This window comes from Olleya aquimaris, assembly GCF_003259525.1.
Lineage (GTDB): Bacteria > Bacteroidota > Bacteroidia > Flavobacteriales > Flavobacteriaceae > Olleya > Olleya aquimaris.
Genome location: NZ_QLLO01000003.1, coordinates 155,240 through 167,934 on the forward strand (window position 1 = coordinate 155,240; position 12,695 = coordinate 167,934).

Annotated in this window: 12 protein-coding genes; 2 read left to right on the forward strand and 10 right to left on the reverse strand. The window is 33.4% G+C overall.

Features of this window, described 5'->3' with window-relative positions:
* Window positions 1-64: 64 nt before the first annotated feature.
* Window positions 65-1,414, reverse strand: a complete 1,350-nt coding sequence (locus LY08_RS05605; protein WP_111659469.1) for a coiled-coil domain-containing protein — start codon at window positions 1,412-1,414, stop codon at window positions 65-67.
* Between the two features lie 168 nt (window positions 1,415-1,582).
* Here LY08_RS05605 and LY08_RS05610 point away from each other — a divergent pair, with 168 nt between their 5' ends.
* Window positions 1,583-2,362 carry an MBL fold metallo-hydrolase gene (locus LY08_RS05610; RefSeq protein WP_111659470.1) on the forward strand — a complete coding sequence of 260 codons (780 nt, stop codon included), beginning with the start codon at window positions 1,583-1,585 and terminating at the stop codon, window positions 2,360-2,362.
* A 74-nt stretch (window positions 2,363-2,436) separates the two neighbouring features.
* On the opposite strand, the gene ettA is transcribed toward LY08_RS05610, so the two are convergent.
* From ettA to LY08_RS05640, 6 genes are all read right to left on the reverse strand, one after another.
* Window positions 2,437-4,128: an energy-dependent translational throttle protein EttA gene (gene ettA, locus LY08_RS05615; protein ID WP_111659471.1), complete on the reverse strand. Its 1,692-nt coding sequence runs from the start codon at window positions 4,126-4,128 to the stop codon at window positions 2,437-2,439.
* A 2-nt stretch (window positions 4,129-4,130) separates the two neighbouring features.
* On the reverse strand, window positions 4,131-4,313 hold the full coding sequence (locus LY08_RS05620; protein WP_040249340.1) for a CAL67264 family membrane protein: 183 nt from the start codon (window positions 4,311-4,313) through the stop codon (window positions 4,131-4,133).
* A gap of 101 nt (window positions 4,314-4,414) precedes the next feature.
* On the reverse strand, window positions 4,415-5,128 hold the full coding sequence (locus LY08_RS05625; RefSeq protein ID WP_111659472.1) for a pirin family protein: 714 nt from the start codon (window positions 5,126-5,128) through the stop codon (window positions 4,415-4,417).
* Between the two features lie 19 nt (window positions 5,129-5,147).
* A complete protein-coding gene (locus LY08_RS05630) occupies window positions 5,148-5,588 on the reverse strand; it encodes a MarR family winged helix-turn-helix transcriptional regulator (RefSeq protein WP_111659473.1) in 441 nt (146 codons plus the stop codon).
* An 18-nt stretch (window positions 5,589-5,606) separates the two neighbouring features.
* Window positions 5,607-6,137 carry an NADPH-dependent FMN reductase gene (locus tag LY08_RS05635; protein WP_111659474.1) on the reverse strand — a complete coding sequence of 177 codons (531 nt, stop codon included), beginning with the start codon at window positions 6,135-6,137 and terminating at the stop codon, window positions 5,607-5,609.
* Between the two features lie 131 nt (window positions 6,138-6,268).
* Window positions 6,269-8,017, reverse strand: a complete 1,749-nt coding sequence (locus LY08_RS05640) for an agmatine deiminase family protein (RefSeq protein WP_111659475.1) — start codon at window positions 8,015-8,017, stop codon at window positions 6,269-6,271.
* A gap of 153 nt (window positions 8,018-8,170) precedes the next feature.
* Between LY08_RS05640 and LY08_RS05645 the strand changes: the two genes are divergently transcribed.
* On the forward strand, window positions 8,171-9,799 hold the full coding sequence (locus LY08_RS05645; RefSeq protein WP_111659476.1) for an acyl-CoA carboxylase subunit beta: 1,629 nt from the start codon (window positions 8,171-8,173) through the stop codon (window positions 9,797-9,799).
* Between the two features lie 104 nt (window positions 9,800-9,903).
* On the opposite strand, the gene LY08_RS05650 is transcribed toward LY08_RS05645, so the two are convergent.
* From LY08_RS05650 to LY08_RS05660, 3 genes are all read right to left on the reverse strand, one after another.
* Window positions 9,904-10,560 (reverse strand): vWA domain-containing protein, encoded by a 657-nt coding sequence (locus tag LY08_RS05650; RefSeq protein ID WP_111659477.1) that lies wholly within the window; start codon window positions 10,558-10,560, stop codon window positions 9,904-9,906.
* Between the two features lie 93 nt (window positions 10,561-10,653).
* Window positions 10,654-11,733 carry an AMP-binding protein gene (locus tag LY08_RS05655; protein ID WP_111659478.1) on the reverse strand — a complete coding sequence of 360 codons (1,080 nt, stop codon included), beginning with the start codon at window positions 11,731-11,733 and terminating at the stop codon, window positions 10,654-10,656.
* A gap of 2 nt (window positions 11,734-11,735) precedes the next feature.
* On the reverse strand, window positions 11,736-12,692 hold the full coding sequence (locus LY08_RS05660) for a CPBP family intramembrane glutamic endopeptidase (protein WP_111659479.1): 957 nt from the start codon (window positions 12,690-12,692) through the stop codon (window positions 11,736-11,738).
* Window positions 12,693-12,695: the final 3 nt, after the last annotated feature.

Here is a 12,695-nt window from a genome sequence, read left to right on the forward strand (position 1 = left end):
TAAGCGTGGTAACGCCCAAATTAATTGTTCAGAGATTGCTTGGTTATACTTCCTAGCAATGACATTAACCCAACAAGTCGTCGTTGCCTGCTTCAGGTTTTGGTGTGCCTTTACCACCTTCTGCGTCGTCTCCTCCAGATGGTGCGTTTGCATCTGTATTGTAATACTCCTCAAAAATCTCTTTCATGTCAATACCGTAACGGTCTGCAAAGTTTTTCTGGATGTCTACATCTTTAGCTCTAATTTCTTGTAAAGCTTCAGCATAGCTACGATATACGCCTTGCATAACTTTTTCGTGTACCGGAATGTTATCCATCATTTCTTGACGTGCTTTAGCACTTGCTGTATGCATTGCTGCTAAGGTCTCGCCTATATGCTCGTCTGTTTTTACTCCTAAATGCTCTAAAATAGCAGCAAACTCTTGGTCTGTACGTGCTTTTAAAGCTACCACATAACCGTCGTAATACTTTAAACGCTCTTCTGTATCTGACTTTAATTTAGCACGATGTGTTTGTAAATTACTTCGAAGAGAGGTTAGTACTTTAATGGTCAAGTTATGCTTGTGTACAAAGCTATCTTTAGATGCTGCAAGGGTTGTGTAGGCGTTTTTAAGTCCTTCTAACTCTTCTACCTCTTGTTCTAGTTGAGTTACTTTTGATAACGCCTCAGAATACTCTGTAGATTGTTTATCTGCTACTTCTTCTAAAGCTTGACGTGCTTGCTTTAATAAAGCGTATTGCGTTTCTAGCTTTTCTTCGGTTTGCGCCTTTTTTTCTAATGCTTTAGTGTGGTTTTTAGAGGCTTCTACTATTGCATCTTGTAGTTTGTCTTCTACTTCTTTAATTTCTACTTCACGATTTTTAAGTCGAGTGATTGCTGCTTGAGATTTATAAGATAACTCACCCAAAAGCGTTTGTATGTCTGCACTTTCAATACGTTCTTGGAACATGGCTTTAGCTTTATTGTCTGCTGCAGCACGTGTTTTTTCTGCTGTTTCTAAATCTTGTTCTGCTTTTTTGATTTTGCTTTTACGTCCCCAAAGGTTGTTCCACCAGGTGTCTGGTTTGTTTTTAGCGTCTTCAAGATTAATTTTAGCACGTTCTAATGCTTTTTGTGCATCGTCGATAACTTTTTGTTCTTTTTCGTTTAGTGATGAAAAACGCTCGAATAAAATACCAACCTCATCTTGATAATCTGTTAAATCTTTAATAGCATCTAAAAGCGTTGAACGGTCTTTTTCTGCCATACCAACAACATCGTCTAAAGTGGCATTAAGGATTTTTTGACGACTTTCTGGATCGTCTTCTTGCGCTAGTTTAGACTTCATGGTATCAATTGCTTTTCCCCAATTGACATCTACTTTTGCATTTTTATCGTTAGTGTTGGTTTCTAATAAATCAAAATCATCAGACATATGGATTCTAGTTTTTAAGGTTGGACTATTTTTAGTAAAGCAATTTCGGAAAAAAATAATTGTTCTCGAAATATTTATGCTTTGATTATATGTATTAATTGTTATAAAAATGTTACAATTATTTATTGCTTTAAAAAAGTAAGTATCTTTAAATCAAAACTTTTTAAAATGAAAAAACTAATTCTAGCCATGTTTACAATAACTTTAATGTTAAGTAGTTGTAAAAATGAAACTAAAACTGATACCTCAAAACTTGAAGAAAACAAAAGCTTAAGCACGCAAAATGATATAGAAATTATACCTATATCTCATGCCACAATGGTTTTAAATTATGAAGACCACACCATTTATGCTGATCCAACTGGTGGAGGAAAAGCTTTTGAAGGCCAAAAAACACCAACAATTATATTAATTACAGATATCCATGGAGACCATTTAAATCTCGATACGTTAAAAGAATTAGATTTAAATAACAGCTTGATTGTTGCTCCACAAGCGGTTATCGATAAATTTCCTGAAGACTTTAAACCGATGTTTAGAGTATTAAATAATGGTCAAAGTGCTGTGGTTAAGGATATACCAATTGAAGCCATACCAATGTATAATTTACCAGAGGATGACACTTCAAGACATCCTAAAGGACGTGGAAATGGTTATATAGTAACTCTTGGAGAAAAACGCGTTTATATTTCTGGTGATACTGAAGACATCCCAGAGATGCGCAATCTTAAAAATATTGACAAAGCGTTTGTGTGTATGAATTTACCTTACACTATGACGGTTGATAGTGCTGCTAGTGCTGTTTTAGATTTTAAGCCTAAACAAGTTTATCCGTTTCATTACAGAGGAAAAGGTGGCTTAAGTGATGTTGCAAGATTTAAAACCTTAGTTAATGAAGGTAATCCTGATATTGAAGTAGTACAGTTAGATTGGTATCCTAGGAGATAGTGAATAGTTAAAATTAAAAAAGCTTCAAATTGAATCAATTTGAAGCTTTTTTATTACTCAAAAACTAGTAAAATTTATCTTACTAACTTTTTATACTTAATTCGTTTTGGCATTAAATCTCCACCTAAACGTTTCTTCTTATTTTCTTCGTATTCACTAAATCCACCTTCAAAGAAATATACTTGAGAATCGCCTTCAAACGCTAAAATATGTGTACAAATACGATCTAAAAACCATCTATCGTGACTAATCACTACAGCACATCCAGCGAAGTTTTCTAGACCTTCTTCTAATGCACGTAATGTATTGACATCTAAATCGTTAGTAGGCTCATCTAAAAGTAATACATTACCTTCTTCTTTAAGTGTCATTGCTAAATGTAATCGGTTACGCTCTCCTCCAGACAGTAGTTTTACTTTCTTATTTTGTTCGCTACCAGAAAAGTTAAATCGGCTTAAATAAGCTCTGGAATTAACTTCCTTTCCACCCATTAAAACTAGCTCTTGCTCGTCACTAAAATTTTGCCAAATCGATTTTTCTGGATCGATATTAGAATGTGCTTGATCGACGTAAGCGACTTTAGCGGTTTCACCTATTTTAAATTCGCCTTTATCAGGTGTTTCTTCTCCCATAATCATTCTGAAAATGGTAGTTTTACCAGCTCCATTTGGACCAATAACTCCAACTATTCCAGCTTGAGGTAGATTAAAGTTTAGATCTTCGTATAATAATTTATCTCCATAAGCTTTACTTACACCTTTTGCTTCAATTACATTTGTTCCTAAACGCGGACCATTTGGGATGTATATTTCAAGTTTTTCGTCTAATTGCTTTTGGTCTTGACTCATTAACTTGTCATAGTTTTTCAAACGTGCTTTTTGCTTAGTTTGTCTACCTTTAGCACCTTGACGAACCCATTCTAACTCACGTTCTAATGTTTTTTGACGTTTAGATGCTGTTTTACTTTCTTGAGCCATACGCTTAGACTTTTGATCTAACCAAGAGGAATAATTCCCTTTCCATGGGATACCTTCACCTCTATCTAATTCCAAAATCCAACCAGCAACATTATCTAAAAAGTATCTATCGTGCGTTACAGCTATAACGGTTCCTTTGTATTGTGCTAAATGATGCTCTAACCAATGTACAGATTCTGCATCCAAGTGGTTGGTAGGCTCATCTAATAATAACACGTCAGGTTCTTGTAATAACAAGCGACATAAAGCCACACGACGTCTTTCACCTCCTGATAATACACCAATTTTTTTGTCTCCATCAGGTGTACGTAAGGCATCCATAGCTATTTCTAGCTTGGTGTCTAATTCCCATGCATTGGAGGCATCAATTTGATCTTGTAACTCAGCTTGACGATTCATAAGCTTTTCCATTTTATCTGGATTGCTGTAGACTTCCTCTAAACCAAATTGATCATTAATACTATTATATTCGTCAAGGATTGCAACAGTTTCTGCTGCACCTTCACGTACAATTTCCATAACCGTTTTATCATTATCCAATTGCGGATCTTGTTCTAGATATCCAACTGTATATCCAGGAGAAAAAACGACATCACCTTGATAGTTTTTATCAACTCCAGCAATTATTTTTAATAATGTCGATTTACCAGAACCATTAAGACCTAAGATTCCGATTTTAGCTCCATAGAAGAAACTTAAGTAAATGTTTTTAAGCACAGGAGTTTGTGCACTAGGGAAGGTTTTAGTCAACCCTGACATTGAGAAAATTACTTTTTTATCATCGCTCATAATTATACCCTTCCTTTTAATGCATTAAACACCCAAGCGATAGCAAAAAAACCAATACCTACAGCTGCAAAACCCCATCCTGCAACATCATCATACCTAAAAGCACCTAATGCTATTAATCCCAAACCTACTATTATCATAATTGTGGTAGCCCAAGCCAACACTGTGTTTTTATTCATTGCCATAATCTATTTTAAATCTAAAGTGAATTACAAATATCGTGTATTTTAACAAAAAAAGCATCCTAATTAGGACGCTTTTTTTTTATATAATTTAAGTCTAATTTTTACATCGGAACCTCAATAAATAATAACTGTGAAGGAGTTATTGATTGTATTGAAAATTCTGTAGTATTAGAAACTCCTATAGCATCACGAGACTCTAATACATTATTGTCAATTGAAACTTCGCCTGTAATATTCATAACATAAGTACCATGCTTTTCACTTAAAGAGGTATATGTAAATGTACTAGCTTCATCTAAATCTATTCTAGATATTTTAGCATCTTGGTGAATTTTCAAGCCTTCTTCTTGGTTATCTATAGATGAAACTAGAGTTTGTAATTGGCCTTTACGGTCTTCAGCTTTAAAAAACTGTTGGTCGTAACGTGGTTCTACATTCTGCTTATTTGGTAAAATCCAAATTTGAAATAAGCTTAAATACTCATCTGTTTTTGCATTCATTTCTGAATGCATTAAACCACTACCAGCACTCATAACTTGTACTTCTCCAGCCTCTATAGTTTCCCAAGTATTACCCATAGAATCTCTGTGTTTAAGTGTTCCTTTTAAGGGTATAGTTATAATTTCCATGTTATCATGTGGATGTGTGCTAAATCCCATGCTTGGTGCAATAACATCGTCGTTTAAAACACGTAAGGCACCAAATTGTATTTTATCTGGATTATAAAATTGCGCAAAACTAAAACTATGATTGGCTTGTAGCCATCCATGATTAGCATATCCACGATCTGTTGCTTTATGAATTATTGTTTTCATTTTTTCCTTTCTTTTGAAATTATCTCATTTTATCTAGCAAATCACTTAATTGACCAGCTTCTTCTTCAGTTAAATTTTCTAATAATTTATGTGTGGGATTTGTTGGTTTTATTTTGTCTAACAACTCTAAACCAGACTTTGTAATTTCTATTAACACCACACGTCTATCTCCAGGAAATGGGATACGAACAATCAAATTTTTATCACATAACTTATCTGTTAGTCGCGTTAAATTAGGTGCACGTTCTACCATTCTGTCTTTAATAGTCTGCACTTTAATAGGTTTTTTGGCACCTCTTAAAATTCTGAGAATATTATACTGTTGTGGAGATAATCCGAATTGTTTAAAAAACTCGTTTTGAAAACTAGAAATGTAATTTGCAGTGTACAAAATATTAAGCATTGCTTTTATTCTGTTGTTTTCAAATTTAGAATTGATGTCTTTAGCAAAATTTCCCATGACCATAAATTTTAATTATTAAATACTGTCGTTAAAAATAGTGACTGCTTCTAGTAATAGATCGTTTAACTCTGGATTAGATATTTTTCCGTCCTTAAAATTATCGTTAAAAGAGGGCAATCTAAACTTAGCCACTATAGTAGCATCATGTCTATGAAACCTGCCTTCCGCCATTTCAAAAACCGATAGTCCGCCTCTAGGTCCTGGAGCAGTACTCATTAACAGCATTGGTTTTTCTTGAAACAATTTAACATCAATCCTAGACATCCAATCAAATAAGCTTTTAAAAGCAGCTGTATAAGCACCATTATGCTCTGCTAATGATATAATTACTCCATCAGAAGCACCTATTTTATCAAAAAAATGCTGTGCATTATCAGGTATGCCTGATTGTTTTTCGATATCTATGCTATATGTTGGCACATCAAAATTGTTTAGATCTAATACTTCTGTTTCAACATTCTCTACTAATGTTGATGCGTAAGTTGCTAATTGTTTGTTTATAGATGATGAGCTATTACTTGCTCCAAATGCAATTATTTTTTTCATAATGTTTTTCTTTTTTCAAAGATACAAAAAATGTATTTATTTTACAAGGAAACTAATTCCTTGTTTTATATTAAAAATGAAACAAAAAAAACACCTTAATTTAAGGTGTTTTTTAGGTGGTAAAAAGGTGTTTAAATCTTAATAATTTTACGGTTGATTGTACCAAAATCGCCTTCAAAAATAATATGAAGCATGCCTTGCCAATCATCGTTCAACTCTAAATTAATCACTCCATTTCCTGAATGCAATGTGTTATTATATAAGCGTTGTCCTAACGTATTAAAAATTGTAATGTTAATGTCACCTTTAATATGATTTAGATTAAATGACACATTGTTTCTTGTTGGATTTGGGTAAGGTAAAGAGATATTATTTTCTGCCCATTCTTCTACAGACAGCGTATTGACTTCTGTAGTCCAAAACCCAGATGGAGCAACTAAAGGTCTGGTTAAGACTTTTCCAGATACAGCTTGTGCAGAAATATAATAATCTATATTAGTAGCACTTGCAGCTAATGGTAAATTGGCTGTCCAATTGTCGCCACTAACCAATGACATTGTGGTTTCGTTAAACGTTGTAGTACCTTCTTCTCTCCAAAATACTTTAGCGCTAGAGATTCCTGAAACATGTTTTACCATTGCATCAATAGTTATATTGGTACCAGCATTAACTAAATTTACTGGTTGATGCACAATCCATAAAGGTTCTGCAACTCCAATAGTATGTGTAATACAATGGATGGCTCCACTAGATGCTATTAGGTTTTCTCCAGAATTATCAACATCAATTCCAACAACATTATAACCTGGCATCAGCTCTTGATACTTCGCTAATGCAGGTCCATCTACAGATGGTCTGTATGTAGGTACAAGAATTGATTTATTTAAGATTAATGAATTACTAAACGTACGATAATAACCTCCATTATCTGGATATAAACCACTTGTGCTTGGAGGTGCATCAATCCATTCTACTTTATAGGGTGTCCCAAAAGGCGACTGAAAATTATTTAATACATACTGTATATTAGCTTCAATTTGAGGTCCATCTGCTACTCCATTTGGATATTTACTCACCAAAAGGGTTTCTTCATCCAGTAGTTTCATGTGCATATCTATATGATGTATTCCATCATAAGGTAATGTTGGCATTTTTATATAATTATCAATGCCCATATAATTAAACATGATATTATCAATTTGTGCTTCTGTTTTAGCACTAACATTGTATGGGTTTCCGGGCTCGTTTTCTTCTAAAATTAATTCAGAAGCAAATGCATTACCCAATCCATCAGACATAAAATTTCCTCCAGTATTTACTAAATCATTAGTACCAGAATCTGTTATATAAATTGGTAAACTTAGCATACTTGCATGTCCAGCAGGAACGACATCGTCATCTGGTCTAGGACGATTATAAATCCAATCAACCAAAGCTCGTTGACCCACGTCATTGCTATAAATAGTGTTTCCTGCATAATCCCTAATCCAAATGCTATTTGAAGCTGCGTTTAAAAAGGAAACGTTAGTTAAATCTATTCCGTTTGAAGATAAATAATTAGATACCGAAGACTGATTTTGAGTGACAATTATGACTTTACATTCGGTGACACCAACTTCTACAATTTGACGTAGGATGTTTTGATAATTAGACGTCCATCTAATAACTAAATATTCTACTTCTTCCCATTCGGCAGCAGTCCTAACAGGTCCTGAAGGTGCAGCAGTTGAGCTTGAACTTTTAAATTGAAATTGTGAGACTAAGGATCGTTCGTTTTCAGATAATCCTTTGGGTAGTAATTGATCTTCTTGTGCAATAGTTAATTGAACAGCAAAGAGCAGAAATAACAATAGGGTAAATTTCTGTTTAAGTGAATACATAGTAGGTTAATTTAAATTTGGTGTATCTAATATAATAATTTTCAATTAAATCGATACTTACAAGTCTTTTTTTCAAAATAAAAAATAGTAATTAAATAGATGTTTCATTAGACTATTATCTTTTGTATTTTTACGTCAAACAAAATTCTAACAATGGATATTAACTTCAATAAAAACGAAGATCATAATAAATTACTTCTTTCTGAACTTAAATCTAGACTAGCTAAAGTCAAATTAGGTGGTGGAGAAAAACGTATTGAAAAGCTACACGGACAAGGAAAAATGACTGCTAGAGAGCGTATAGATTACCTTTTAGACAGTAAAAAGAAAAGTATTGAAATTGGTGCTTTTGCCGGAGATGGCATGTATCAAGAACATGGTGGCTGTCCTTCTGGTGGTGTGGTAGTTAAAATAGGTTACATTAAAGGTAAACAATGTATTGTTGTAGCTAATGATGCAACTGTAAAAGCTGGAGCATGGTTCCCAATTACAGGAAAAAAGAATTTACGTGCTCAAGAAATTGCAATTGAAAACAGATTACCAATTATATATCTTGTGGATTCTGCAGGAGTCTATTTACCAATGCAAGACGAAATATTTCCTGATAAAGAACATTTTGGTCGCATTTTTAGAAACAATGCGGTAATGAGTAGTATGGGAATTACCCAAATTGCTGCGGTTATGGGTAGTTGTGTTGCTGGTGGAGCGTATTTACCTATTATGAGTGACGAAGCATTAATAGTAGATAAAACCGGAAGTATATTTCTTGCTGGAAGTTATTTAGTTAAAGCAGCAATTGGAGAAACGATAGATAACGAAACGTTAGGTGGTGCTACAACACATTGTGAGATTAGTGGAGTGACTGATTATAAAGCCAAAGACGATAAAGATGCACTAGATAAAATTAAGCGCATTGTGGATAAAATTGGCGATTATGACAAAGCAGGTTTTAACAGAGCAGATAGTAAAAAACCAAAAGAAAACCCAGAAGACATCTACGGAATACTACCTAAATCTAGAGCAGATCAGTATGACATGAAAGAGATTATTAAACGTCTAGTTGATGACTCAGAATTTGATGAATATAAAGAAGGTTACGGAAAAACCATTATTACCGCTTATGCTAGAATAGATGGTTGGGCTGTTGGTATTGTTGCCAACCAACGTACATTGGTGAAAACCAAAAAAGGTGAAATGCAATTTGGAGGTGTTATCTATAATGATAGTGCAGACAAAGCGACACGTTTTATTGCTAATTGTAACCAGAAAAAGATTCCGTTAGTATTTTTACAAGATGTTACCGGTTTTATGGTAGGTAGTAAAAGTGAACATTCTGGAATTATAAAAGATGGTGCAAAAATGGTGAATGCTGTAAGTAATAGTGTGGTGCCAAAATTTACTATTATTTTAGGTAATAGCTATGGAGCAGGTAATTATGCAATGTGTGGAAAAGCTTACGACCCAAGATTGATTGCTGCATGGCCTAGTGCAGAATTAGCTGTAATGAGTGGTAATAGTGCTGCAAAAGTACTATTACAAATAGAAACTGCTTCATTAAAAAAGAAAGGCGAAACCATAACTAAAGAAAAGGAAGACGAGTTATTTAATAAAATTAAAGCTAGATATGACAATCAAGTATCACCTTATTATGCGGCTTCCCGTATTTGGACAGATGCTGTTATTGACCCATTAGATACCAGAACATGGATTAGTATGGGTATTGAAGCTGCAAACCACGCACCTATTGAAAAACCTTTTAATTTGGGTGTGTTACAGGTATAAATTACATTTAAATATTAAATTAAAAAAGGAACGTTTAATAGCGTTCCTTTTTTTAGTTTTAAATAACTAGTAAACAACCAAAACTTGTTATTTAAAAGTGCTTTTTAATCTTTTATAACTTCAATTAATTCTGGTAATAGTGATATTGCAGTCAGTAAGACAATGCTTCCAGTATTAGTTTTAGAATCTGATACTTGAGTTTTTACTACAGATTCAACCACTTGGTTTGTGTCTTCTTTAGCATCTGGATTTCTAACCATAATTAGCAGGTTATTGGCTTCTTCAGACAAATTATTAGTAGCATAAGTGTAAGCTTCACCAATACCGTCTTCATAATCTTCAATAAGGTTACCGTTTACATCACTAATAGCATGTAATACTTTTTTTAGTACTGTAGGCGATTCATTATCTAAAAGCAATCCATTTTGTCCAGAGTAAACGACTATAGAGAGTTTGTCTTCTTCAGTTAATCTAGTTGATAAAAACTTTAAAGCCTGCTTTAAAATAATTTCATCTTCGCTAGAAAAATTAGACGTTGTAGTCTCTATTAGAAAAGTGATTTGATAATTGTTTATCCTATCCTCATTGTCTAAATCCTCATCATCTTCATTAAAAGCAATTGTCTTTTCTGATGGAAAATTATCTGCTACAAAAGCAATTAAATTATCAAGTGTTACAGATTTAGTTTCTAGATTTTGGTCTTGTGCTGTTGTTTCTAAAGAAATAAATAGAAACAATAAAAGTGTTAGTACAGTTTTCATATTCTTTGGTTTTAAAGTTTAAAACAAACCTATAACCAAACAAAAGATTATAAAACTGATATTGAGCGAAGTAGACTTTTGAATGAGTAAACTCTACTTTTTAAGACGTGCTAGTGTTTTATTCCTGTCTATTTTTCCTGAAGATGTTTCTGAAAACGGAGATATAGCATACACGTTTTTAGGGGTTTCTATAGCTGTAAGCTTAGAAAACACGTCTGGTTTAAGTGTATTACTTTCTGCTTCTATAACTAAAATAGCAACTTCCCCAAAGGTGTTATCTTTTTCTGAAGAAATAAAAAATCGCGAATTAATTGTTGATTGAAGCTTTGCCTCTATTTGCTCCGGAAACAACTTGACACCTCCAGAATTAATAACATTATCTAGTCGTCCTAACCATTGAAAACTGGTATTAGAATGTAGCTTGACAATATCGTTAGTTTCGATTTTAGAGGCTATTAATTGAGGTGCTTCTATAACCAAACAGTCTTTTTTATTTTGTGAGATAGTAATATTTGGAAGGGTTTGGAAGTGTGACCTCTCGACTGCGCTCGAGGTGACAGTAGAAGCATTTAATGGCTTAACAGCAATATGTGTAATGGTTTCTGTCATTCCATAGGTTTCAAAAACCTTAGTTTTTAATCCTTGTAGTTTATCTTTTAACTGATAAGATACTGGAGCGCCTCCTACTATTAGTGTTTTAATATTATTAATTCGGTGTACAGTTTTTAAGACTTGAACAGGAATCATCGCACAAAAATCGTAGTGCTTTTCAGGATCAAAAATTGGATTGGTTGTTGGTTCTACAACATCAAGTTCTAACCCTAAAACTATTGCACGAACTAGCATCATTTTTCCAGCTATGTATGTAGTTGGTAAACAATGTAATGCTGAATCGCCAGGTTGTAATTTAAAAAAATCGCCTGTAGCAATAGCAGAATGCACCATTGCTTGTTTATTTAATTGTATGGTTTTGGGTTGACCTGTTGAGCCTGATGTGTTTACTGAAATTACATCTTTATCGTCTAACCAATCCAGTAAAAAATTGCCTAGGTCTTTCTCAAAAGGTTCTCCTTCTTTAACTAAACTATATCCTACTTCTTTTAAATCTTCAAAAGAAAAATAGTTTCCGTTTAACTTAAATCTGTTGTGTACTTTATCAAAAGTTGGTGTCATTATTAGTCTATTGTTTTAATGTCTTCTACTATTGGTTCTTCAATATTACCAAACAATTTATCATTCCAATTAGTCCAATTATATTTTTTCGCAAAAATAAATAACAGAATAGGAAATACAATAAATACAGGAATGACAATATCACCAAACCCTTGTCCTGGCTCTGAGATATCTTTTAAAACAGAATGCGTTTGCAATACCGTCCAATCTGCAGATACTAATAATGCTCCAAACAAATTGTTAGCAGCATGAAACCCTAATGCTAGTTCCATACCTTCGTCCATAAGTGTAATAATTCCTAAAAACAATCCTGTACCAATGTAATACACCATAACACCATAACCTAGTTTACCAACTTCTGGATTAAACACGTGTAATCCACCAAAGATAACAGAGGTCATTATTAGAGGAAACCATCTGTTTTTAGCAAGCAGTCCAAACCCTTGCATCAAATACCCTCTAAAAATGTATTCTTCTAAACTGGTTTGAATTGGGATAAGTAATACCGCAATTAAAGCTAAAATTAAAAACCTATTTAACTGAAAATTTAATACGTAATCCTCTGGATTAGCAAAATAATCTATCAATATCATACCAGACGATACAATTCCCCAAAACACAAATGCAAACAAAATACGTTTCCAGTCTATTTTTGGTCTAGCAGTAGTTACAGACCTCATAGTTTGGTTATGTAGGTATTTAACCACTATAATTAAACCTATAAAGCCAATAGCAAAAGACAGAAGCATTAAAAACAAGTTTAAATTAGGTTCTAAAACGGTCATTAAATCTTGTTCTTCTACAGAAGTAATAGAACCTCCTTCACGCAGATATTTTACTATAGCTGCAACTGCAAACGGAACTTGTCCAATAATTGCAAAAACCGCAATAATTAAAGAGCCTACTAGGTAGCGCCAAAATTCGTGTTTAACATGAAACGCTTGTTTTATAAAATTCATAAT

What these genes read in the sequence shown, in the direction of transcription:
- LY08_RS05625 (WP_111659472.1), bottom strand. Translation starts at nt 5,128, where the DNA reads ATGAAAACAATAATTCATAAAGCAACAGATCGTGGATATGCTAATCAT.
- LY08_RS05640 (WP_111659475.1), bottom strand. Translation starts at nt 8,017, where the DNA reads ATGTATTCACTTAAACAGAAATTTACCCTATTGTTATTTCTGCTCTTT.
- ettA (WP_111659471.1), bottom strand. Translation starts at nt 4,128, where the DNA reads ATGAGCGATGATAAAAAAGTAATTTTCTCAATGTCAGGGTTGACTAAA.
- LY08_RS05605 (WP_111659469.1), bottom strand. Translation starts at nt 1,414, where the DNA reads ATGTCTGATGATTTTGATTTATTAGAAACCAACACTAACGATAAAAAT.
- LY08_RS05610 (WP_111659470.1), top strand. Translation starts at nt 1,583, where the DNA reads ATGAAAAAACTAATTCTAGCCATGTTTACAATAACTTTAATGTTAAGT.
- LY08_RS05635 (WP_111659474.1), bottom strand. Translation starts at nt 6,137, where the DNA reads ATGAAAAAAATAATTGCATTTGGAGCAAGTAATAGCTCATCATCTATA.
- LY08_RS05620 (WP_040249340.1), bottom strand. Translation starts at nt 4,313, where the DNA reads ATGGCAATGAATAAAAACACAGTGTTGGCTTGGGCTACCACAATTATG.
- LY08_RS05660 (WP_111659479.1), bottom strand. Translation starts at nt 12,692, where the DNA reads ATGAATTTTATAAAACAAGCGTTTCATGTTAAACACGAATTTTGGCGC.
- LY08_RS05645 (WP_111659476.1), top strand. Translation starts at nt 8,171, where the DNA reads ATGGATATTAACTTCAATAAAAACGAAGATCATAATAAATTACTTCTT.
- LY08_RS05630 (WP_111659473.1), bottom strand. Translation starts at nt 5,588, where the DNA reads ATGGGAAATTTTGCTAAAGACATCAATTCTAAATTTGAAAACAACAGA.
- LY08_RS05655 (WP_111659478.1), bottom strand. Translation starts at nt 11,733, where the DNA reads ATGACACCAACTTTTGATAAAGTACACAACAGATTTAAGTTAAACGGA.
- LY08_RS05650 (WP_111659477.1), bottom strand. Translation starts at nt 10,560, where the DNA reads ATGAAAACTGTACTAACACTTTTATTGTTTCTATTTATTTCTTTAGAA.